Source organism: Chromobacterium amazonense (assembly GCF_001855565.1).
Taxonomy (GTDB): Bacteria; Pseudomonadota; Gammaproteobacteria; order Burkholderiales; family Chromobacteriaceae; genus Chromobacterium; species Chromobacterium amazonense.
Window position 1 is genome coordinate 1 of record NZ_MKCR01000029.1, and the last position, 22,801, is coordinate 22,801.

Below are 22,801 nucleotides of genomic sequence, written 5' to 3' on the forward strand. Positions count from 1 at the left end.
CCTCCTTGCGGTTAGCCTACCCACTTCTGGTGAAACTCACTCCATGGTGTGACGGGCGGTGTGTACAAGACCCGGGAACGTATTCACCGCAGCATGCTGATCTGCGATTACTAGCGATTCCGACTTCACGCACTCGAGTTGCAGAGTGCGATCCGGACTACGATCGGTTTTATGAGATTGGCTCCACCTCGCGGCTTCGCGACCCTCTGTACCGACCATTGTATGACGTGTGAAGCCCTGCTCATAAGGGCCATGAGGACTTGACGTCATCCCCACCTTCCTCCGGTTTGTCACCGGCAGTCTCATTAGAGTGCCCAACTTAATGATGGCAACTAATGACAAGGGTTGCGCTCGTTGCGGGACTTAACCCAACATCTCACGACACGAGCTGACGACAGCCATGCAGCACCTGTGTTACGGCTCCCTTTCGGGCACCAAGATATCTCTACCAAGTTCCGTACATGTCAAGAGCAGGTAAGGTTTTTCGCGTTGCATCGAATTAATCCACATCATCCACCGCTTGTGCGGGTCCCCGTCAATTCCTTTGAGTTTTAACCTTGCGGCCGTACTCCCCAGGCGGTCAACTTCACGCGTTAGCTACGCTACCAAGGATTCAAACCCCCAACAGCTAGTTGACATCGTTTAGGGCGTGGACTACCAGGGTATCTAATCCTGTTTGCTCCCCACGCTTTCGTGCATGAGCGTCAGTGTCATCCCAGGGGGCTGCCTTCGCCATCGGTATTCCTCCGCATCTCTACGCATTTCACTGCTACACGCGGAATTCTACCCCCCTCTGACGCACTCTAGTCGTGCAGTCTCCAATGCCGTTCCCAGGTTGAGCCCGGGGCTTTCACATCAGACTTGCACAACCGCCTGCGCACGCTTTACGCCCAGTAATTCCGATTAACGCTTGCACCCTACGTATTACCGCGGCTGCTGGCACGTAGTTAGCCGGTGCTTATTCTTCCGGTACTGTCATCCCCGCCAGGTATTAACCAGCGGGATTTCCTCCCGAACAAAAGTCCTTTACAACCCGAAGGCCTTCTTCAGACACGCGGCATGGCTGGATCAGGCTTGCGCCCATTGTCCAAAATTCCCCACTGCTGCCTCCCGTAGGAGTCTGGGCCGTGTCTCAGTCCCAGTGTGGCGGATCATCCTCTCAGACCCGCTACTGATCGTCGCCTTGGTGAGCTCTTACCTCACCAACTAGCTAATCAGACATCGGCTGCTCGTATAACGCGAGGCCTTTCGGTCCCCCGCTTTCCCCCTCAGGGCGTATGCGGTATTAATCCGGCTTTCGCCGAGCTATCCCCCATTACACGGTACATTCCGATGCATTACTCACCCGTTCGCCACTCGCCACCAGGAGCAAGCTCCCGTGCTGCCGTTCGACTTGCATGTGTAAAGCATGCCGCCAGCGTTCAATCTGAGCCAGGATCAAACTCTTCAGTTCAATCTCATAGCAACTTCTGGCACGCAAGTTCAAAGAAATAACTGGTATTTCCTATCTCTTGCAGTGCAAGTTTTTGGCTTTCGCCAAGCACTTACACCTATCGGTTATTCGTTCTGTTAAAGAGCTGTGCTGGTCGCTGCAACCGTCGCCGGAACCTGTTTCGTTCGGCTTGTTTCGTTCGCTGCGTCAGCTGAGGAGGCGAACTATACGCCCGGACCCGAACCTCGTCAACACCTTTTGCGGGAAAAATTGAAGGAAATTAGCAGCAAAATCCCAAAACAAGGGCAAGCCACTGAAAATTCAATAGATATGAAGAAGGGGTATCTTGCTTCGCTGCAAACAAACCGTAATCTAACCTTCCCGGGACGCGCGGATGGCTACGCGCCCGTTGCCGATTCTGCTACGCTGGCATGCGTTTGGCACGCGATGTGCCTGCCGTGGACACTCTATATATGCTCAAATTTGATGTTCTGATTATCGGCAGCGGTCTGGCCGGGATGACGCTGGCGCTCCATCTGGCGGAAAAACGCAAGGTGGGCTTGATCACCAAGCGCGATCTATTGGAAGGCAGCTCTACCTATGCGCAGGGTGGTATTGCCGCGGTACTGGATACCGAGGACTCGGTAGAAGACCACATCCGCGATACCTTGATCGCCGGCGCCGGGCTGTGCGACGAAGACACCACGCGTTTCATCGTCGAGCACTCCAAGGAAGCGATAGACTGGCTGATCAAACTCGGCGTGCCCTTCACCCGCGACGACGAGCACCAAACCGGCTACCACCTGACGCGCGAAGGCGGCCACAGCCACCGCCGCATCATCCATGCCGCCGACGCCACCGGCGCCGCCGTGACCAGCACCTTGGGACAGAAGATCAAGGCCCACCCGAACATCACCGAGCTGGAACACTATATAGCCATCGATCTGATCACTTCGCAGAAGCTGGGCCTGCCGGGCAAGCGCGCCTATGGCGTGTACGCGCTGGACAAGCAGAGCGACCAAGTGGTGACCATTGCCGCCCAGCACACCATCCTAGCCTCAGGCGGCGCCGGCAAGGTCTATCTCTATACCACCAATCCGGACACCGCCACCGGCGACGGCATCGCCATGGGTTGGCGCGCCGGTTGCCGCGTCGGCAATATGGAGTTCATGCAGTTCCACCCGACCTGCCTGTACCACCCGCATGCCAAATCCTTCCTGATTTCCGAGGCGGTGCGCGGCGAAGGCGGCATTCTGAAGCTGCCGGACGGCACCCGCTTCATGCCGCAGCACGATCCGCGCGGCGAACTGGCGCCGCGCGACGTCGTTGCCCGCGCCATCGACTTCGAGATGAAGAAGCACGGCCTGGATTGCGTGTATCTGGACATCTCTTACAAACCGGCCCAGTTCATCAAGGAACACTTCCCCAATATCTACGCCCATTGTCTGGAATTGGGCATAGACATCACCCAACAGCCGATTCCGGTGGTACCTGCAGTGCACTTCACATGCGGCGGCCTGGTCACCGACCTGGCGGGCCGCACCGATGTGACTGGCTTGTACGCTGTGGGCGAAGTGGCGCATACCGGGCTGCATGGCGCCAACCGGCTGGCCAGCAACTCGCTGTTGGAATGCCTGGTGATCGGCAAGGCGGCGGCGGCGGACATTCTGGCGGCCGACGCCATCAAATTGCCGGCGATTCCGGCCTGGGACGACAGCCGCGTCACCGACCCGGATGAGGAGGTGGTCATCAGCCACAACTGGGACGAGCTGCGCCGGGCGATGTGGGACTATGTCGGCATCGTCCGCACCAATAAGCGGCTGGAACGCGCGCTGCACCGCATCGATCTGCTGAAAGACGAGATTGACGAGTACTACAGCAACTTCCACGTCAGCAATGATTTGATCGAGTTGCGCAACCTGGTGGAAACCGCCGAACTGATCGTCCGCTCCGCCATGCAGCGCAAAGAAAGCCGCGGCCTGCACTACAGCCGCGACTACCCGGACCTGTTGCCGGAAGCGCAAGATACGGTGCTGACGCCGCCCTCGCGCAGCGAGTAAACAGCAGGCGACTGGCCGCTGAAGTAAACCCGCCGCCATTTGACAACCCGCCGGAGCTTGCTCCGGCTTTTTTTATTGCAAACAAGAAAACAGGCCAGATCAACTTACACAGAAAACAATCAAAGCTGTAAATATCTATTAATTTACGAGAACTTGGCCAAGACTGCGATATCGTATGTCATGAAATGCCGGTCCACTTCTTGGAGATCCGGCCCCATTGCTGGAGACTCAAAAAAAATGATTTCGACATACAAACTGGCGGCGATGCTGGCCCTGGCCTTGTTTTCTCACCTTGCATCAGCCGGCATCTTCAGCAAAAAAGATGCTTCGCAGGCCGCCGACGAACCCAAGCGCGGCCGCCGCGTTCTGGAAAACCAGGCGCTCGGCCGCGCCCTGGACAAGAAACCGATCGGCATCGCCGTGATCCGCCGCGCCGGCGACAAGGCCAATGACGCCCTCTCGTCCGGCGCAACGATCAAGTAAACGATTACCCGCAAGGAAACGCACCATCATGAAAAACCGCTTCTGGAAAAACGCCACCATCATCACTGCGATTGCGTTGCTGGTGATCTGCACCGGCTATCTGCGCATGCGCAGCTCGCTATTGGCGATGGACATCGGCGAAATGAACAAGAGCCAATTCTGGAAAGCCTCTTCTCTCGTCCTGCTAGACGGAGAGGAGCGCAGCGCCCTCTCCCACTTCACCTCGGACAAGGCCACCAACTGGCACAAGTTCTTCACGCTGGCCAGCGGCATGACCGTGCGCCAGGTGATAGAGAGCGGGCAGGCGGCGCAGATCTCCGCTTCCGGCGCTTCGCGCTGAGCCAGAGAAGCAGGCTACTCAAACCAGCGGTTTGACTCGAGCCCCGTCCGGGCCATCCTCCACCGCATAGCCTTGATCCAGGATGGCGGCGCGCAGCGCGTCCGCCTCCTGCCAATTGCGCGCCGCCCGCGCCGCCTCGCGAGACTTCGCCAACGCCAGCACGGGCGCGGGAATCTCCGCCGCCATCGCTTGCCAGCCATCCAGATTCAAACCTAACGCGCGATCGCAATGACGCAGCGTGGCTTTCTTGTCGGCATCCCGGCGCTTGCTCTTGACCAGCCCCCACACCCGCGCCAGCGCGCGCGGCGTATTCAGATCCTGATTGATTTCCGCGGCAAACGCTTCGACAAAGCCGCCATCGACCTCGCCGTCTTCCGGCCAGGCCGCATACTGTCGGCGCAGCTTGTCCAGCGCCAGGCTGGCGGCGTCCATCGCTTCCCAGCTGAAATTCATTTGCTTGCGGTAATGCGCGGTCAAATTCAAGTAGCGATAGGCCAGCGGATCGTAGCCGCGGTCGATCAGCGTCTGCAGCCGTAAAAAATCGCCGCTGGACTTGGACATCTTGGCGTCATCCAGTTGCAGGAAATAACCATGCATCCAGAAATTGGCGGCGCGGGTGCCGTGACAGCCCTGGCTCTGGGCGATCTCGTTGCTGTGATGGACCGGGATGTGGTCCTCGCCGCCGCAATGGATGTCGAACCATGGCCCCAGATGCTTGGCCGACATCGCCGAGCACTCGATATGCCAGCCCGGAAAGCCGCGTCCCCATGGACTGTCCCATTCCATCTGCCGTTTTTGCTCGGCCGGGCTGAATTTCCATAGCGAGAAATCGGTAGGATTGCGCTTCTCGCCCATCTCCACCCGGTTGCCGGCCTGCAAGCCGGCGGCGTCCAGCCGCGCCAGATGGCCGTAATCGTCCAGCCGCGCGGTGTCGAAGTACATGCCGTCCGAAGTGCGGTAGACATAACCCTTGCGCTCCAGCGCTGCCACGTATTCGATCTGCTCCGCGATATGGTCGGTCGCCCGGCTCCAGATCGTCGGCGGCAGCGCGTTCAGCGCGGCCAAGTCCTGCTGAAACGCAGCGGTGAAGCGCGCGGCGATGTCCCAGGCCGAGGCGCCGCCGGCGCGGCGGCTGCCAGCCTCCATCTTGTCCTCGCCCTCATCCCCGTCCGACACCAGATGGCCGACATCGGTGATGTTGACCACATGACGCACCGCATAGCCATTGAATTCCAGCGCGCGGCGCAGCGTGTCTTCGAACAGATAGGTGCGCAGATTGCCGATGTGGGCGTAGTCGTACACCGTGGGACCGCAACAGTACAAACCCACATGACCGTCGTTGAGTGGCGAGAAGGGCCGCACAGCGCGGTGCCAGGTATCGTACAGATGCAGCTGCATGGTTTCTCCAGACATGAAAAAGGCCGCCGGGTGAAACACGCGGCGGCCAAGGATGGTGGAATGCGAATGCTAGACGCGCACGGTCCCCGGCCGTGCTGGACAACACGGTTGCAGGCGGGCGATGGGCATTTCATTCCTGTTCATGCTATCGATAGTACGGTTCGATCGCCGCATGGTCAATTGCGGCTTGGATTTGGCCTGGCTGCCACAAGCCAGCACGCTCAGAACGGCAGAAACAGCTGCCTGATGTCAACGCTGGAGCGACGTCCTACCTTGCTGGCATGCTGATCCATCCACGCCAGCGCAGCCTGTCGCCCTTCATCTCTCAGCCCGGCCAGAAACGGAGCGTAGGTCAGCGCCCGGCTGGAGGCATCCATGCCGGACAACAAATCCTGCGCCTCGATCAAATGAAACCGCGCGGCCTTGAGCCGACGCTCCAGCCAACCGCGCCATAGCCTGGGCGAGTCGGCCATTTCCTGCAGCAGGGCGAACAAGCGCATCTCGCGCAGGAAGGCGCTGTTGAAGCCCAGCGTCGCCGCGAGGCGTTGAATTTCATCGGCTGTGCGCGGGGTGTCGCCATGACGCATAGGCGCGAGCAACACCAGCAGGATGTCGTCGCTGCGGCAAAACTTGAACAGGGGGAATACCGCCGGATTGGCGGCGAACCCGCCATCCCAGTACGCCTCGCCGTCTATCACCACCGCCTGCTGCAACGAGGGCAGACAGGCGGAAGCCAGCAAGGCGTCCACGCAGATATCGGCATTGCGGAACAGTTTCAGATGGCCGCTGTTGGCGTGGGTGGCCGCCACGAACAGCTGCACCGGGGAGGCGCGGCGGATGCGCTCAAAATCAAACAAGGATTCGATGATGGCGCGCAGCGGATTGTAATCGAGCGGATTGAGCTGATACGGCGAGAACCATTGCGTCAAACGCCAGGCCAACCGCAAGCCAGGCGGGGCCTTGGAGTCGGGCCCCAAGGGCAGCGGCCGGGTCATTTCGTCCGGAAGGCTCTCCCCAACCTGGGTCCAGAAGGCGGACAGCGCCTCTCTCGCCTCGTCTGGACCGCCGCCGCTCAAGCCATGCGCCACGGCCACTGCGTTCATCGCGCCGGCGCTGGCGCCGCTCATGCCATCGAATCGATAGACGCCTGCCTCCAGCAGGGCATCCAGCACGCCCCAGGTAAAGGCCCCATGGGCGCCCCCACCCTGCAGAGCCAGGCTGAGGGTAGGCTTGCCGCTCCATCCCAGCATCGCCGTCTCGCAATTGTTGCACTGCACAAAGCATGGCACAGCCTGGATCGGGACTCAAGGAAACAAAACTCACGCCAAATCATCGCAATCGATGCGCTGCTGTCCACCCCCTCGCCCGGCCTGAGACAAAGGCGGCCAAGGACCGCGGCTATGAAGCGTCAGACCGGCTCGCGCTCCTGGCATTGGCCAGCTTGGTCAGCACATCAGGGATGAATTTCTCGGCGAACCCGAAGAAAAATCCCCACACCGCCATCTTGCCATAGTCGGCCGCACCGGCCAGATAGGGCAAGCAACCGCCGTGGCCCGCGCCAGGGCAAACCGTCCCGGCCTTGGGCTCGATATTCGGAATCAGGTCCCATGACAGAAAATGGCCGCCGATATCCGCGGCAAACGCATAAAAACCGAGAATGCCGAACAGCACGCCGCTCAACAAAGCCAGATACAGACTCCAGGAGCCATCCATCAACGTCGCGATGCCGGCGCTGGTTTGGCCGTTCAGGTTCTGCCCGGCATCCTGGATGCGCATCAAGATGCTGGTGAAAGAACCCAGTATGCCGAACAGGCCGGCTAAAGCCAGCGAGCTGGCCGAGGCCGACTGCGTCCAGAGAAAATAGCCGAACAGCGCCGACGCCAGCAACAGCGTGAACGCGCCGAGATGCAGCCGCAGCCGGTCCAGCGCTCTCTCCCGCCGCAGCACTTTGAAGTAGCGCTGCTGCCCCGCCAGCACGACGCGGAACAGATCGTTGCGCCCCACGCCGACCGGCGCGGCCTCGCGCCAGTGCGCGGTCAAGATGCCGAATTGCTCCTCGGTGGCCAGACTCACCGCCAACAGCTCCAGTTCGAACAACTCCGCCCAGCTGCAGCCGTCCTGCGCGATCAATTCGCGCGCGCGCTGCTGGTCGGCGGGCAGGCCGTATTGATACGGCTGCAACGCGCGATGCAGGCCCTTGACCCGAATCACATAGCCCTTGGCGTTCCGTTCTACATCCGCGCAGTCATGTTTGTATTGTCGCCGCAGCTTGTCTCGCGACAAATCCAGCTTGTCCCAAGGGCTGGCAAATCGATAGCCCGAGGTCGCTTCCGGGGGCGTTTCGCTCATGTCGCTCATCCTGCTCTCCGTTTCATGCCTGCGCCCAGGCAGTACGCTGTTGCGAGCCATACCGCAGCGCATTCGGCGCGCGCTTGCGTTGGTTCTTGATCGAGACTGGGATATGACTGCTGCCGTTGAAGCGATAGTATCTGCAAGGCGCGGAACGGCCCTTGGCGCCTCCCGCACGCGCGAGGAAAGGGGCAGATGATGCGCCCCCGTTCGCGCTATCTGCATCACGCTGTCGCTCGCGCCACCGAGAGAAGCCCGCCGCTCGCCATGGCTTCATGCTTGAATCATCATGCTATTGCATATAGCAAAGGGATATCCCGAGCGCAAACCGCCACGGCGTGGCGACGCGGCATCAAGTCGCGCAAAGCATCAGCTGATGCGAAAGGACAGATCAGGCTTGGCGCAGGAGTCAGCCGGGGCTTTGCAACAGCAATTGGCCAAACCGCGTTTCCACCCATTGAGCGGTTTTGCTCAAGGACATGCCCTGCAGCCACAGCATGCGCACCGACAGCCGAGGCAACGCCAAGGCCGGGCAGGACAGCTGATGCAATTGCTGCCGATAGCTTTCATCATTCGCCACATTGATAGGCAAGATGGCCCACCCCAAGTCATGCGCCACCAACTCGGCAATGCTGTAAAAGCTGTCGGAGCGCCATACCTTGGGACTGTATGCGGTTTCGTCCACGTCATCGGCATGCATCAGCAACTGGCGATGTCGCAGCAGATCCTTGCGGCTGACCGGCTGTTTCGCGGTCAGCGGATGACCGCTGGCCACGAACACGCCCTGCTCGACGCCGCCGACGCATCGCTGCTCGAAACCGGCGTCCACCGGCCCGCGGTCAAAATGAAACGCCACCTGCGCCCGCTGCAAGGCGACATAATCGGCAACTTCGGCGGCCGTGCCGTTGAGCAAGGTCAGCTCCAGGTCGGGGAAGGTTTTGGCTATTTCCCGGATCAGCGTGCTCACCGCCGTATAGGGCAGCGCCTCGTCCAAGGCCAGAGACAGCCTGGCATCGCCCCCCTCGCTCAAGGAGCGCGCGCGCAGATCCAGCGCCCGCGCCTGGCGCAACAGCTCCTGCGCCTCCATCAGCAGCAATTGCCCGGCATCCGTCAGTTGAGCCTGCCGCCGCGAGCGGTCGAACAGCTCCACGCCCAAGTCGGCCTCCAGCAAGCCGATGGCGGTGCTGACCGCCGACTGGGCCTTGCCCAGATGGCGCGCGGCGGCGCTGAAAGAACCAAGTTCTGCCGTCATCGCAAATTGCTGCAGTTGATCTAGTGTCCATCGCATACTGCCATATTATCAATAAATCAGATGAATATGATCTTTTACCATCTAATAAACTGAGTCAGACTGCGCTTTTTCTCAACTAGAAACCTTCATGCATTTACGTCCTTGGTTATTCCTGTTTGCCGCCATCACGGTCGAAGTCATCGGCGTCACGGTCATGAAACGGGTGGCCGACTCCGGCGGCTGGTCTGCCCTGCTATTCATGTACGCCATGATCGGCCTTTCGTTCTTCTTCCTGGCCACCGCCATGGAATCGCTGCCGATCGCCTCTGCCTATGCGACCTGGGAGACGATAGGGTTGATCGCCATCACCTTCATCGGCTACCGCTACTTCAGCGAAGAAGTCGGCCTGCTCAAGCTGCTCGGCATGAGCATCCTGATCGCCGGCGTCGTGCTGGTGAACCTCAGCGCCAAGCCGGCGCAGGAGTAAGCCATGCAAAACGCGCAATTCATCCACTATGTTTTCATGCTGCTCGCCATCCTGCTGGAAGTGGCGGCGAATATTTTCATCAAGTACTCGGATGGTTTCCGCCGCCGCGGCATGGGCGCGCTGGGCATCGCGTCGATTCTGCTTTCCTTTACCGCCTTGTCGCAGGCGGTCAAAGGCATCGATCTATCCATTGCCTATGCGATATGGGGCGGCACCGGCATTTTTCTGACCACCATCGCCGGCTGGGCGTTGTTCAAACAACACCTCAGCCGCCGCGGCTGGCTCGGCATCGCGCTGATCGTCACCGGCATGTCTTTGCTGAAACTCGCCTAGGGGCTGTTGACGTTTGGCGGGCGGTCGCGCAGACAGGCAAATCATGGTAAGAACATGACGTTCATGGGCACGCGGCGCGGCGCCCGCTGGCTTCAAGCACAAGGTTGCGACTGTGTCGATCAAGCAAGAAACCACCGCCGACAGCGCGTGGGAGATTTTCCTGGTGTTTCTGCGGCTGGGCCTGACGTCGTTTGGCGGACCCGTCGCCCATGTGGGCTACTTCCGGTCTGAGTTCGTGATGCACAGGGCCTGGCTGAGCGAACGCAGCTTCGCCGACTTGGTGGCGCTGTGCCAGTTTCTGCCCGGACCATCGAGCAGCCAGCTGGGCATCGCCCTGGGCCTGTCTCGCGCCGGCGCGCGCGGCGCGGCCGCTGCCTGGTTGGGTTTCACCCTGCCGTCCGCCCTGGCGCTGGCCTTGCTGGCAAGGGGCATGACGGTCTGGGGTCAGACCGCTCCTGCCGGCGCGCTGCATGGTCTGAAGATTGTGGCGGTGGCGGTGGTCGCCCAGGCGGTATGGGGCATGGCGCGTTCGCTATGCGCAGATGCGCCGCGCTTTGGCATCGCCGCCGTTTCGGCCATTCTGGCGCTGACCATGATGGCGTCCGGCGTGCTGGCCGCCATCAGCGTGAAGCATGTTTCCCGCCGCTGGAACGGCTTTGGCGAGTTTGCGCGCAAAGCGCCGTACTTCTCCAGCGGCCTGATCGCGCTGGTTGGCCTGTATGTTGGCTATCACGGCTGGATGGCGCTGGCGTGATCGCATCGGCTGGCTGGCGAGTTGTCCGGTCAGGCAGAACAGACATTGTTGAATTGGGATGCCTCTCGCCTGGGCCTTAATGGCATGCCGTTTCGCCAAACCGCGATAGCCTCAGTCTGAACGACTTAATCATCCATTCAGACCAGGGGTCTCCATGTTCGCCACATCCGGTTGGTTCTTATGGGCGCTGCTCTCCGCGGTATTTGCCGCCTTGACTGCCATCTTCGCCAAAGTCGGCATCAAGGGGGTGGATTCGGATCTGGCCACTCTGATCAGAACCGGCATCATCGGCCTAGTGCTGTCGCTGTTTGTCGCGCTGACCGGGAAGTGGAGCAATCCGCTGGCGCTGCCGGGCAAGACTTGGCTATTCCTTGGCCTGTCCGGCGTGGCCACCGGCATTTCCTGGGCGTGTTATTTCCGGGCCTTGCAAATCGGCGAGGCCTCGAAGGTCGCGCCGGTAGACAAGTTCAGCCTGGTGCTGGTGGCGGTATTCGCCTTCGCCTTCCTCGGAGAGCGCCCGGCCTTGCGCGAATGGTGCGGCATTGCCTTGATCGCCGGCGGCGTGCTGGTGCTGGCCTGGAAACGCTAGGGGCTGTTGACGTTTGGTGAGTGGATCGCGTTTGAGCCGATTTGGGCCGGAAGCAAGGCGCACAGCCCGACGCATAGTCATTCTATGCAAGGGCTGGGCAACGTGGCTTCCGGCCCAAAGCGGCCAAACCCGCAGGGCCGGGCGCCTTTCCGCGCCGACTCTTCGTTGTTCCGCGCTGGCAGAGAATGACTATGCGGCACGCGAAACGCCTCGATTCGGCGCAAAACGCATCCCGGCGCGACCGCCCACCAAACGTCAACCGCCCCTAGGGGCGGTTGACTCAGATAGCAAAGGATAAACAGGTCGGCAGGGTAAACATGGCCTCACGCCACAACGCCCAGCGCCGAACCGATCCCTGCGGTTATTCCCATCGCCAGCGCGCCCCAGAAGGTCACCCGCAGCGCGCCGGCAGCGACCGGCGCGCCGCCGGCCCGCGCCGCCAAGGCGCCCAGCAGCGCCAAAAACAGCAGCGAGGCAGCGGAAACAATGGGAATCAGGTGCGGGTACGGAGATAGCATCGCCACCGCCATGGGGAGCATCGCCCCCACGGTGAAGCTGCCGGCCGAAGCCAGCGCCGCCAGCAGTGGCCGCGCGCTTTGGGTGGCGGTGATGCCGAGCTCATCCCGAGCATGGGCGCCCAGCGCGTCATGCGCCATCAACTGCTCCGCCACCTGTTTGGCCAACGCCGGCTCCAGCCCGCGCCGCACATAGATGGCTGCCAGCTCCTTGTGCTCGGCCGCGGCATTGGCTTGCAACTCCATGCGCTCCTGATCCAGCGCGGCCTGCTCGCTGTCTTTCTGCGAGTGGACCGAGACATACTCCCCGGTCGCCATGGACATCGCCCCGGCCACCAGGCCCGCGGCGCCGGCCACCAGAATATTGCTGTGGCTGCCATGCGCGGCGGCCACGCCTACAATCAGGCTGGCGGTGGAAACCAAGCCATCGTTTGCGCCAAGCACCGCGGCCCGCAACCAAGCTGTCCTGCCGGAAAGATGATGCTCTCGATGGCCCGCATGCATATTGTTGCTCCGCTGATGGGCGGCCGATCGCGCCGGTCGCCACATGATGCCGAAATTCAGCCGATTTGCCTGTCCAGCTTATGTTGTAGGCGAAACTCGGCGCATCCAGATGCTTAATCCGGCGTCTTGACGTCCAGCAGCTCCTGCAGTTGGCTCAACGTGCCGCTGTCCTTCACCACATGCTGCAGCCACTCCTCCAGGCTCATCTCCGCCCAGCGCGCCGCGCGTTCGGCCAGCAAGGACACCGGGCTGTGCGGCTCGTTGTGGCGGAAGTAGCGCGCCACTTCGCCCAGCATGAACACCGCTTCCTCGCGGCTGCGGATCTGGCCGTTGAACGTGCTGGCCGGGGCGGCGGTGTAAACCGGACTGGGCATGGCTTGACTCACGGGTTTGCGTTCCTCGACGGGTTGCGGCTGCGGGGCGGCCGCAGGCTTGTTGCCGCCCAATTGCTGGCGGTAGCGCAGCACCAGGTCCTGGCAGGCGTAGATGGCGTTGCGGATATCGGCCAGGCTGGGCGCCTCGTTGCCGAAGCGCTCGTCCACCAGGCGATCCAGCTCTTCATAGGCGGTAAGCAGCGCCACCAGCTCCTCGGCCTTGGCCTGGAACCAGAGGTGGCCGGACTGGACGGCGGATTTCTCGAAGGCGTCGCCGCTGAGCTTGCCTTCGGCGATGGCCGCGTCGCGGGCCTCGCTATTCTTCAGCCCCAGGTTCTCGACTTCGCGCGACTGCTGCCACTGGTGCCAGCTGTAGCCGCCGAATTCCGGCTTGGTCATCGGCACATTGCGCAAGGCGTTGCCCAATTGCTGGTTCATCCATTCCAGCTTGGCCACGCGCTCGTCCAGGTCATGCGGATCCAGCTCCGGAAAACCGTTTTCCCAGTAGCGCTCCAGCCAGCCGTTTACCAGCGCCAGGCCGCGCGCCAGGCCCGCCACGCCGTTGACCTGGGCCTGAGCCTCGGCGTACCAGGCCAGGATTTGCAAGTCCTTACTCTGCTTTTGCAGCGCCTCCTCGCACAGGCGGATCACCTGCGGCCATTCAGCCGTTTTCAGCGCCTGTTCCCAGTCGCCCTGCGACAGCGACGGGTCGTCGCTGCGCCGCGCCTCGCGGATCTGGTCGAAAATCAGGGAGTAGGCCAGGTCTTCGCCGGCCGGGGCATCCGGGCGTACCGGCTGCATCAAGTGTTCAATGCTTTGATCCATATTCTTTCTTTATCCCTTGCTGACCTGGGGCAGCGTGGAAATCAGCGTCGCCCCGCAGCTGACCTTGTGGCCGTCCAGCGCCACTGGCTTGCCGCCCACCAGCCAGCTGCCGTCGCCTTCGACGATGGTGCAGTTGACGTGGCCTTCCTTCGGGCAGCTGACGGCGTCGCCGACGCAAGCCACCTGCTTGCCGAACAGCGTGGTGCTGGATGCGGCGCTCACTACCTTGCCGCCGTGGTCGGTGGGGTCGCCCAAACGAATTGCCGCCTTCATGCTGTCGCCTCCTCTGCCGGCGGCCTGGCCAAGGCCAGCGACACCAGCTCGTCATGGAAATGAGTGATCACCGCGGGCGCCTGCAGCCGCGCGCAATGGTTGACCGCGGTGGCGGCCATCAATAAGGGCGTGGCCGATCCGGCGTCGCCCCACTCGCGCACCACGTTGCTCGCCTCGTCTATCGGGTGCAGCTCGACCTCGTGCCGCGACAGAGCGGTGGCAATGGCCGCCAGCCGCACGCCGCCGACGTCGATCTGCCCGCTGTTGTGGCACAGCCAAGCCACCGCGGCGGCCTGCTTGTTTTCCGGCTTGGCCTCCTCCGGGCTGAACGGGTAGTCCAGCAAGGCGGCGTTGACCAAGGCGTTGTCCAGCACCGGTTGCAGCTGGCGCGCCAGCTGCAGGGCGCGGTCTTGCGCCAGCTGAGTGGAACTGGATTGGGCCAGCACCGCCAGCACCGGCAGCGCCGCCAGGCTGGCTTGCCGGCTGGCCGGCACCACGCCCCAGCCGGCGGAGGGGCCGGAAAAATCCTTCTCCCAATACGGCTGATAGGGATCGGCGTCCACGGCTTCCTGATCCGGCTCGGCCGGCGCGACCAGATCGTCGCGCAGGAACAGCATGGCCACCACGGCCATGCCGGGCTCGCCGTGCCAACGGCGGTATTCGCGCAGCGCCGGGTCCACCTCGCCCCAATCGTCGTCATCGTCCTGCGTGGCCAGCGGCGCGTCGGCGGCCAACACCAGCACGCCCGGCGATTCCGGGTCCTGCTGCAGCACCTGCAAGACGCGTTCGGCCAATTGGCCGCTGCCCGGCAGGAAGCGACATTCGCCGGACACGTGGGCATCGGCGCCCAGCGCCTCGGCCGCCGCCTGCTGCTTCAGCTCCTTGACGCGGGTGAGCTGCTCCACGCCGGGGACTTCGCGCATCGGCTCCAGATACAGCGGCAGCCAGGCCGCGCCCGGCGCTGCCGCATACAAGCTGGACAGCATCTCGGCGATGTGCGGTGCCAGCGCGTCCAGCCGTTCGCCCGGCTCCACCTCATCCTTGTCCAGCGCGGTCCACCAGACGCCGTCGGCGCATTCCGCCAGCCAGGCCGGCTCCTCCTTGGCCGGCACGGCCGCCGCCCACAGCCAGCGGCAGTGGACTGCGCGCTGGCGCTCCCGCAGCGCGGCCGCATGCTGGGCGCGCGCCTCTTCGCGCTTGCCCACGCGCTCGGCTTCGGCCTGGGCTTCCTGCTGCTCAGCCTCGGCCTTGGCCTTTTTCTCTTTCAAGAACGTCCACACCTTGACGCCCACGCTCAGCAGCATGGGCGGCCCCAGGTGCAGCAGCAGGATGGCGGACGGGCTGATGCGCTGCCAGCTTTGCGGCAGCACCAGCCACAGCAGCGCCCACCAGCTGACGCTGGCGCCGGTAAACAGGGCCAACATTCTCCACATGGGAAACGCTCCTTAGCTGACCTTCACCTTCACCTGCTCGCCCTTGAGCGAGACGGCGATCTTCTTCACCGGCTTGCCCGTAGCCATGCGCGACAACAGATCGTTGGAGATCTGCGCCAGCAGCGTGCGGGTGAGGATGGCGTCGGCGTTGCGCGCGCCGCTGTCCACGTCCAGGCAGCGAGCGGCCATCTGCTCGGCCAGATCGGCCGGGAACTCCACCTGCGCGCCGTGGTTGTCGGCGATGCGGCGGCGGATCTTCTCCAGCTTCAGCGCGACGATGGCGCGCAGCACTTCGTCGCTGATCGGGAAGTAAGGCACGATGGTCAGGCGGCCCAAGAAGGCCGGCTTGAAGGTTTTCTGCAGCGTCGGGCGCAGGATTTCCACCAGGTCTTCGGCCGTCGGGTCGCGAGTTTCGTCTTCCACCGTCACGCCATGCTCGCAGGCGCGCATCACCAGATCGGTGCCGGCATTGGACGTCAGCAGGATGATGGTGTTCTTGAAGTCCACTTCGCGGCCTTCGCTATCTTCCAGCACGCCCTTGTCGAACACCTGGAAGAACAGCTCCAGCACATCCGGGTGCGCCTTCTCCACTTCGTCCAGCAACACGACGGAGTAAGGCTTGCGGCGCACCGCCTCGGTCAGCACCCCGCCTTCGCCGTAGCCGACATAGCCCGGCGGCGAGCCTTTCAGGCCGGACACGCTGTGCGCTTCCTGGTATTCCGACATATTGATGGTGATCAGGTTGCGCTCGCCGCCGTACAGCGCCTCGGCCAGGGCCAGCGCGGTTTCGGTCTTGCCGACGCCGGACGGGCCGACCAGCAGGAACACGCCCTTGGGCTTGCCCGGGTCTTCCAGGCCGGCCTTGGCGATCTGCACCCGCTCCGCGATCTGCTCCAGCGCGTGGTCCTGGCCGATGACGCGCTCGGCCAAGAGCTTGGCCAGCTTCTGCACCTGCTCCAGCTCGTTGCTGACCATGCGCCCCAGCGGGATACCGGTCCAGCCGGCGATGACGTCGGCGATCACGCTTTCGTCCACGCATTCGAAAGCCAACGGCTGGTGCTTTTGCAGCTCGCGCAATTCCTTGCGCTTGGCCTGCAGCGGGCTGAGCTTCTTGCCCTTGGCCGGCTTGGCCTCGCCGCGCTGCGCTTTCAGTTGGTCGATTTCTTCGATCAGCTTCTGCTGCGCTTCCCAGGCGTCGTGCAGCTGTTGCAGATTGCCTTCCAGTTCGACGCGCTGCGCCTGCAGCTCGGCGATGCGCTCGGCGTGGCCCTCTTCGCGCTGCAGCGCGGCGATTTCGCGGTCGATGTTGTCCATCAATACCGACACGTCCTCGATCGGCCCCGGCTTGCCCGCCCGCGACAGCGCGACGCGGGCGCAGGCGGTATCGAGCACGCTGATGGCTTTGTCCGGCAGCTGGCGGCCGGCGATGTAGCGGCTGGACAGATGCACGGCCGCCGCCACCGCCTCATTGAGGATTTCCACTTCATGGTGCCGGGCCATGGCGTCGGTCAGGCCGCGCACCATCTGCACGGCGATTTCCGGGGCCGGCTCCTCCACCTTCACCACCTGGAAGCGGCGCGCCAGCGCGGCGTCCTTCTCGAAGTACTTCTTGTATTCGGCCCAGGTCGTCGCCGCGATGGTGCGCAGCTCGCCGCGCGCCAGGGCCGGCTTCAGCAGGTTGGCAGCGTCGTTCTGGCCGGCCGCGCCGCCGGCGCCGATCAGGGTGTGCGCTTCGTCGATGAACAGAATGATGGGCACCGGGCTGGCCTTGACCTCGTCTATCACCTGGCGCAGGCGGTTCTCGAACTCGCCCTTGACGCTGGCGCCGGCCTGCAGCAGGCCCAGGTCCAGCGTGCGCAGCGTGACGCCGGTCAGCACCGGCGGCACCTCGCCCAGCACGATCTTGCGCGCCAGGCCTTCCACCACGGCGGTCTTGCCCACGCCCGGCTCGCCGGTGAGGATGGGGTTGTTCTGCCGGCGGCGCATCAGGATGTCTATCATCTGGCGGATTTCGCCGTCGCGGCCCAGGATGGGGTCGATCTTGCCGGCGCGCGCCTGCGCGGTCAGATCTATGGTGTACTTGTCCAGCGCCGGGCTGCCGCGCTTGCCCTGCGGCGCGGCAGGCGCGTCGTCGTCTTGCTCGGCGCCGGCTTCTTCCGCGGCATGGCCCATGGCTTCGCCGCCATGTTGGCGCAGCGCGGCGTAAGCGCCGTCCAGCTTGCCGGCGTCCAGCCGCGCCAGCGCCGGCGCGCCGGATTGCAGCGCGCCGCGCAGGGCGTCGTCCTGCCACAGCGCCAGCATCAGGTCCAGCGTGGACACATTGTCCTGGCCATGTTCGGCGCTGGCTTGCAGCCAGGCTTTTTCCAGCCACTTGGGCAGCCAGCCGGACAGCACGGGATTGCGGGTATTGCCGCTGCGGAAGGCGTCCAGCGCGGCGTCCAGCTCGCGCTCCAGCCGCGACAGATCGGCGCCCAGCGCGCGCAGCGCCGCCAGCGCGGCGTTGTTGTCCTGATCGAACATCGCCAGCAGCACGTGCTCGATCTCGATCTCGAAATGGGTGCGCGCCAGCGCGCGGCTGGCGGCCTGCTCAATGGCCTGACGCGCGGTGGGCGTCAACCGGTCTATCAGGGATTTCAAAGAAACGGACATATGCTTCCAATGCTTGAGATTTAAGATGTTTGCTTTAAGGTTGTTCTTCGTTGGCCGCGGCCGCGGGCAAGGCATCCGCCAGCCAGCCGCTAAGCGCGGCGCGGCCATCCGGGTCCAGATCGTCCAGCATCACCCGGTACCAGGCCAGCAGCGCGCCGTCGTCCAGGCATTGCCGCAGCAGCGGCCAGCTGTTTTCCAGGAATGCGCCGAAAAACGGCACGCCCCGCTGGTGCAGGAACATGTCGTCGGTGATTTTCAGTTCGCGGTACAGCTCGCGCAGCCAGGTCAGATACGGCACGGCGTCCGCCGCATGGCCGGCCTGGGCCAGGGCGGAGGCGAAATTGGCGTAGGCCATGGCGCAGGAGAACTCGCGGCTTTGCCGGTTCAGCTCGTCAAACTTCATCATCCAGGCCTTGCCGCGCTCCACCGCGCCGGCCATCACCGAGGTGCTGGCCAACTGCAGCGCGTTATGGGCAGAGGGCTCCAGCTCGAACAATTTCATCCAGCAGGAGAACGCCGTGTCCCACTGAGCCTGACGGCTGCTGGCCAGCGCGCACAGCCGATAGGCATCGGCGCGCACCGCCGGGGAGCGCGCCTCCAGATGCGGCTGCGCCAGCCGCAACGCCTGCGGCCAGTCTTCGCGCTGCAGCGCGGCCACGGCCGGCTCCAGCTGCGGCGGCGTTTCGGCCGGCCGCGCCACGCGCAGGTCGGCCGGTTGGCCGCGGCCCAGCAATCGCTTCAGGATGCCCATTTTCAGCTTTCCTATCAGTTCAACAGGGTGTAACGCATATCGTCGGGATGACCTGGCGGGCGGCCCAGCCAGCTGTCGCCGCCCAGGCTCAGCGCGGCCGAACCCAGCACCGCCGGCGCCACATCGCGCGCATCCAGCACCAGGCAGACCTCGGCCGCCAGGCTATGGCCCAGCGCGTACTTCAGCAACGCGCGCAGCGCCTGCGCGCCGGCGGCATGCGGCTGCAGCGCGTTGAACTGCTCGCGGCGCAACGGCCCCAGCCGCAGCTTGATCTTGGTCTGGCGATCCCAGATGCGCTCGCCGGCAAAGGCGGACAGGCCAAGCTCGCAACCGTCCATGCCCAGCTGGCTCCGCTCTTCGCGCGGCACCTGCAGCCATTGGCCGACAAACTGCTCCAGGCTGGCCTTGACGCCGAAGAAACCCTCCACCAGCGCCACCAGCGATTGCGCCGACAGCGGCTTCTGGCTCAGCAGGCCGGCGTAATAGACGAACATCCGCTCATCCAGCTGGGCGTCCGGCCCCATCTGCTGCCGCAGCTGGCCGAGGCCGACGCCGCCCAGGTCCAGCAGATTGCGGGTGAAACCATCGCGCTCGCCGGCTTCGACATTCACCCAGCTGCGGTACTTACACCAGGCCTCGAAAAACAGCGAGGCGGCGCGGTGGCTGAACAGATCGAAAAACGCGTGCATGGTGTCGTCGCGGTGGCGCAGCCTGCGCTCCAGCAACAACTCCGTATACGCGGTGGGCAGCGCGCCGCTCGGCCCGGTAAGGCCCATGAAACTGATGGTCATCTCATCCGCCGCCTCGCTGCCGTCCTCCGCCGGCTGGTAGCCGGTCAGCTCGCTGGCCGGGAAGGACAGCGACGCCAGCGTGCGGAAGCGCAGCCGCTCCGGCAGCCGCCCGCGCCTGGCACCGGCCCGCTTGTGGCCGGACAGGCCCAGAATGCGCGCCGCCTGGAAGAAGCCGAACTGGCTGGCGTCATGGGCCAGCTCCTGCCTCAGATCACGAGGGCTTCGCCCGCACGCGCCGGCCATGCCGCCACCTCCTGATTCTGTTGCACGGTTTCCACCCGCAGGCGGGTGAAGCTGTTCGGCGCGCAATACAGCGCGAAGAAGCGCTCCAGCACCGAGGCGAACAGGTAGACGCTGCCGCCCACATAGTAGTCCGCGTCCAGTTTCAGCCGGATGTCGCTGCCGCGCACAAAGCCGGCAAAGTCGCGGCCGGTGACGCGCGTCACCGCCGCTTCGCTATGAATGCCCACCACGCCCTGGATCTGGCGCACGTTCACCGGCGAGCCGGTGAGGTTGTACAGCGCCAGCATCTCCTGCAGCGCGGCCACGCCGGAATCGACGATGGACATGTAGTTCAGCGACAGGTGCGAGATCAGCCGCCACTGCACGGCGCGGCCTAAGGGGCTGCGCTGGGTGGCGGAAGGCTTGCGCAACAGGCGCACCCGCTTCACCACCGAGTGCCCCGGCAGGGTGAAGTCGGTGCGCTGCGCCGCCTGGCTGCCGCCAAACGGAATCTGTTCCGGCAGGTCGCGGTTGCTGCACAGCAGCTCCAGGCTCAGCACCTCGGCCGCAGGACGCACCGCGTTGAACTGCAGGTCGACCAGGTGCAGCTCCAGGTCCGTGCCCTTGTCGCCCTGGCGCGGCGAACCTTCGCGGCTGGCGTGCCAATAGAAGCGCGGCGCCTGGCGCTCGCTGCCGTGGCGCGTGGCATAGAACGGCGGCACTTCCTCGCTGCTTTCGCCCTCGCCGGATTTCTCCACCCGCACCACCTTGCGGATCTGGATCACCTCGTAAGCCTGCGGCTTGCGGCCATCGGCCAGCACCGGATAACCGGTTTTCTGATGGCTGATGCGGATAGGCTCGCCAGGCTGCTTGAACAGGTTCACCACCGGGGTGCAGCCCAGCTTCAGATGCTGCGGCTGCAGCTGCGTCAGCAGCCGGTGATGGCGTTCACTGTCCGGGTAGTCGCCCAGCACCAGCTGCAGCACCAATTTTTCCCCGTTCAGCCGTGCAGCGGCCTTGTCCAACTCCGCGATGTCTACAAACAGGAATTTTTCCGGATAGCAGAAGTATTCCGTCAGCAGCCGGTAGCCCATGAAGGAGCGCTCATCGTACTCCAGCATGCCCTCGTCGCGGCCAAAGCCCACCGGGCGGATGGCCGAGGCCGGCAGCGTGATGGCGCGCGCCGGGTCCTCGCTGCCGTCGCCCACGCGGATGCGCAGCACCTGCGACAGCAGCAGCTCGTACAAGAGATGCATCAACGCCGGCTCGCCGTCCAGGAAGAAGCGCAAGGACGTCAAACCGATGTGGTTCAGCGCCAGCCCGCCGTGAGTGTGGCACTCCAGCGTCAGCAGCGCCGCCGCGTCCGGCGCCAGCTGGCGCAGATACGGCGAGCCGCTGGTCAGCTCCAGTCGCGCATCCTTCAGGGACAGCGGATACAGGTCCACCGGATAGGCGCTGCGGAACTTGCACACCACGCCGTTGATGGCCGGCGCATGCACCGCCTGCCCGCGCTCCACGCGGTAGCGCTTGGCGATCTCCGGCCGCGCCGGATCGCATTCGAACTGCACGATGGTGGCGGACGGGATCGGCTGCAGATAATGCGGATACAGCACATCGAGGAAGCTCTCCGCCACCTCGGGATAATCGTCGTCCAGCTTCTTGTGGATGCGGGACGCCAGCAGCGCAAACGCCTCGATCAGCCGCTCGGTATGCGGATCGGCGCACTGGTCGCCTTCCATCTGCAGCCGGCCGGCGATCTTGGGATAGCGGCGCGCGAACTCGCCGGACAGCTCGCGCAGCTGGCCGAGTTCGCGTTCGTAGTAGGGGAGTAAGGATTCGAGCATTTATTTTTCGGTTAAGGAAGGTCTGAACAAGTCTCCAATCTTCCCGTAAACTGACTCCCCCTCAGTCAGATCCAGGACGCCAGCATGCGACAGCAGATGACCTTCACCGATCTCGAACTCGCCGCTAAGAAGAAGCGCACCCGCCGCGAAATCTTTCTGACAGAGATGGATCAGGTCATGCCTTGGGCGCAGCTCGAAGCCGTCATCGATCCAGTGTATCCCAAGCCTGGCAACGGTCGCCGCCCCTACCCGTTGTCCGCCATGCTGCGCGTCTACTGCCTGCAGCACTGGTACAGCCTGTCCGATCCCGCCATGGAAGAAAGCCTGTACGAGATCGCCTCCATGCGCCAGTTCGCCGGCCTCTCCCTGGACGCCGTCCCGGACGAAACCACCCTGCTGAACTTCCGCCATCTGCTGGAAAAGCACCAGCTGACCCACGCTCTGTTTACCGCCATCCACCAGCATCTCTGCGACAAAGGGCTGATGTTGAAGCAAGGCACCATCGTCGATGCCACCCTGATCCACGCGCCCAGCTCCACCAAAAACGCTCAGGGCGAGCGCGATCCGGACATGCATCAAACCAAGAAGGGCAATCAGTGGTACTTCGGCATGAAGGCCCATATCGGCGTCGACGCCCAGTCCGGCTTGGTGCATCACGTGGCCGGCACCCCCGCCAATGTGGCGGATGTCACGATGGTCGATCAGTTGTTGCACGGCGAGGAAATCGATGTGTTTGGCGACGCCGGCTTTGCTGGCGTGCACAAGCGAGCCGAACACCAATCGCGAGCGGTGCGTTGGTGGATTGCGATGAGGCCCGGCCAGCGCAAAGCGCTGACCGATTCAGCCGACGACCGGCAGATCCAGCTGGGCGAAATGGTCAAAGCCAAGATTCGGGCCAAAGTGGAGCATCCGTTTCGGGTCATCAAGCAGCAGTTTGGCTACCTGAAAACACGCTACCGCGGCTTGAAGAAGAATACCGCGCAACTGATGACGCTGTTTGGGCTGGCCAACATCTGGCTGGCGCGAAAGGCCTTGCTGGCGGCGAGTTGAAAGGGCGGATGGCCGGAAGCATCCGGTCATCCTCATGGCGCGCGATCTAGAATTGGTAGGTCTAATGCAACCGAAGCCCCCGCGAGAAATTGCATTTCTGTTTGCGTGGCAGGT

20 protein-coding genes and 1 rRNA gene are annotated in these 22,801 nt (G+C 63.5%); 8 read left to right on the plus strand and 13 right to left on the minus strand.

The window, feature by feature from the left end:
* Positions 1-1,453 (minus strand): 16S ribosomal RNA (locus BI343_RS13565); the annotation flags it as partial.
* 452 nt (positions 1,454-1,905) lie between these two features.
* On the opposite strand from BI343_RS13565, the gene nadB reads away from it, so the two are divergent.
* From nadB to BI343_RS13580, 3 genes are all read left to right on the plus strand, one after another.
* Positions 1,906-3,492, plus strand: coding sequence for an L-aspartate oxidase (gene nadB / locus BI343_RS13570; RefSeq protein ID WP_071110078.1), 1,587 nt, complete (start codon positions 1,906-1,908; stop codon positions 3,490-3,492).
* Positions 3,493-3,756: 264 nt separating this feature from the next.
* Positions 3,757-3,975, plus strand: coding sequence for a hypothetical protein (locus tag BI343_RS13575; RefSeq protein WP_139165738.1), 219 nt, complete (start codon positions 3,757-3,759; stop codon positions 3,973-3,975).
* A 28-nt stretch (positions 3,976-4,003) separates the two neighbouring features.
* Entirely contained in the window at positions 4,004-4,315 is a 312-nt protein-coding gene (locus BI343_RS13580; RefSeq protein WP_071110086.1) for a hypothetical protein, read from the plus strand.
* 18 nt (positions 4,316-4,333) lie between these two features.
* On the opposite strand, the gene cysS is transcribed toward BI343_RS13580, so the two are convergent.
* From cysS to BI343_RS13600, 4 genes are all read right to left on the minus strand, one after another.
* Positions 4,334-5,713 (minus strand): cysteine--tRNA ligase, encoded by a 1,380-nt coding sequence (gene cysS / locus BI343_RS13585; RefSeq protein ID WP_071110087.1) that lies wholly within the window; start codon positions 5,711-5,713, stop codon positions 4,334-4,336.
* Positions 5,714-5,934: 221 nt separating this feature from the next.
* Positions 5,935-6,963: a patatin-like phospholipase family protein gene (locus tag BI343_RS13590; RefSeq protein ID WP_071110088.1), complete on the minus strand. Its 1,029-nt coding sequence runs from the start codon at positions 6,961-6,963 to the stop codon at positions 5,935-5,937.
* 148 nt (positions 6,964-7,111) lie between these two features.
* Positions 7,112-8,062 (minus strand): hypothetical protein, encoded by a 951-nt coding sequence (locus BI343_RS13595; protein WP_139165739.1) that lies wholly within the window; start codon positions 8,060-8,062, stop codon positions 7,112-7,114.
* A gap of 409 nt (positions 8,063-8,471) precedes the next feature.
* Entirely contained in the window at positions 8,472-9,350 is an 879-nt protein-coding gene (locus tag BI343_RS13600) for a LysR family transcriptional regulator (protein ID WP_071110090.1), read from the minus strand.
* Between the two features lie 91 nt (positions 9,351-9,441).
* Between BI343_RS13600 and BI343_RS13605 the strand changes: the two genes are divergently transcribed.
* The 4 genes from BI343_RS13605 (at position 9,442) to BI343_RS13620 (ending at position 11,456) form a co-directional block, all read left to right on the plus strand.
* A complete protein-coding gene (locus BI343_RS13605) occupies positions 9,442-9,780 on the plus strand; it encodes a DMT family transporter (RefSeq protein WP_071110091.1) in 339 nt (112 codons plus the stop codon).
* Positions 9,781-9,783: 3 nt separating this feature from the next.
* Positions 9,784-10,113, plus strand: a complete 330-nt coding sequence (gene mdtI, locus BI343_RS13610) for a multidrug/spermidine efflux SMR transporter subunit MdtI (protein WP_071110092.1) — start codon at positions 9,784-9,786, stop codon at positions 10,111-10,113.
* A gap of 112 nt (positions 10,114-10,225) precedes the next feature.
* On the plus strand, positions 10,226-10,867 hold the full coding sequence (locus BI343_RS13615) for a chromate transporter (protein ID WP_083340967.1): 642 nt from the start codon (positions 10,226-10,228) through the stop codon (positions 10,865-10,867).
* Positions 10,868-11,021: 154 nt separating this feature from the next.
* Complete coding sequence (locus BI343_RS13620) at positions 11,022-11,456, plus strand: EamA family transporter (RefSeq protein WP_043629854.1); 435 nt, start codon at positions 11,022-11,024, stop codon at positions 11,454-11,456.
* Between the two features lie 323 nt (positions 11,457-11,779).
* On the opposite strand, the gene BI343_RS13625 is transcribed toward BI343_RS13620, so the two are convergent.
* From BI343_RS13625 to tssF, 8 genes are all read right to left on the minus strand, one after another.
* Entirely contained in the window at positions 11,780-12,415 is a 636-nt protein-coding gene (locus tag BI343_RS13625) for a VIT1/CCC1 transporter family protein (protein WP_244886653.1), read from the minus strand.
* A gap of 173 nt (positions 12,416-12,588) precedes the next feature.
* On the minus strand, positions 12,589-13,674 hold the full coding sequence (tssA, locus tag BI343_RS13630) for a type VI secretion system protein TssA (protein ID WP_071110094.1): 1,086 nt from the start codon (positions 13,672-13,674) through the stop codon (positions 12,589-12,591).
* 9 nt (positions 13,675-13,683) lie between these two features.
* Positions 13,684-13,947, minus strand: coding sequence for a PAAR domain-containing protein (locus BI343_RS13635; protein ID WP_071110095.1), 264 nt, complete (start codon positions 13,945-13,947; stop codon positions 13,684-13,686).
* On the minus strand, positions 13,944-15,380 hold the full coding sequence (locus BI343_RS13640) for a hypothetical protein (protein WP_071110096.1): 1,437 nt from the start codon (positions 15,378-15,380) through the stop codon (positions 13,944-13,946). Before BI343_RS13640 ends, BI343_RS13635 begins: the two co-directional genes overlap by 4 nt.
* A gap of 12 nt (positions 15,381-15,392) precedes the next feature.
* Positions 15,393-18,029, minus strand: coding sequence for a type VI secretion system ATPase TssH (tssH, locus tag BI343_RS13645; RefSeq protein WP_071110097.1), 2,637 nt, complete (start codon positions 18,027-18,029; stop codon positions 15,393-15,395).
* A 34-nt stretch (positions 18,030-18,063) separates the two neighbouring features.
* Positions 18,064-18,780: a hypothetical protein gene (locus BI343_RS20045; protein ID WP_071110098.1), complete on the minus strand. Its 717-nt coding sequence runs from the start codon at positions 18,778-18,780 to the stop codon at positions 18,064-18,066.
* A 14-nt stretch (positions 18,781-18,794) separates the two neighbouring features.
* On the minus strand, positions 18,795-19,814 hold the full coding sequence (gene tssG, locus BI343_RS13655) for a type VI secretion system baseplate subunit TssG (protein WP_071110099.1): 1,020 nt from the start codon (positions 19,812-19,814) through the stop codon (positions 18,795-18,797).
* Positions 19,778-21,637 carry a type VI secretion system baseplate subunit TssF gene (tssF, locus tag BI343_RS13660; RefSeq protein WP_071110100.1) on the minus strand — a complete coding sequence of 620 codons (1,860 nt, stop codon included), beginning with the start codon at positions 21,635-21,637 and terminating at the stop codon, positions 19,778-19,780. The genes tssG and tssF overlap by 37 nt, the downstream gene beginning before the upstream one ends.
* Positions 21,638-21,721: 84 nt before the next feature.
* Here tssF and BI343_RS13665 point away from each other — a divergent pair, with 84 nt between their 5' ends.
* Positions 21,722-22,687, plus strand: a complete 966-nt coding sequence (locus tag BI343_RS13665) for an IS5 family transposase (RefSeq protein WP_083340712.1) — start codon at positions 21,722-21,724, stop codon at positions 22,685-22,687.
* The last annotated feature ends 114 nt before the right edge of the window (positions 22,688-22,801 follow it).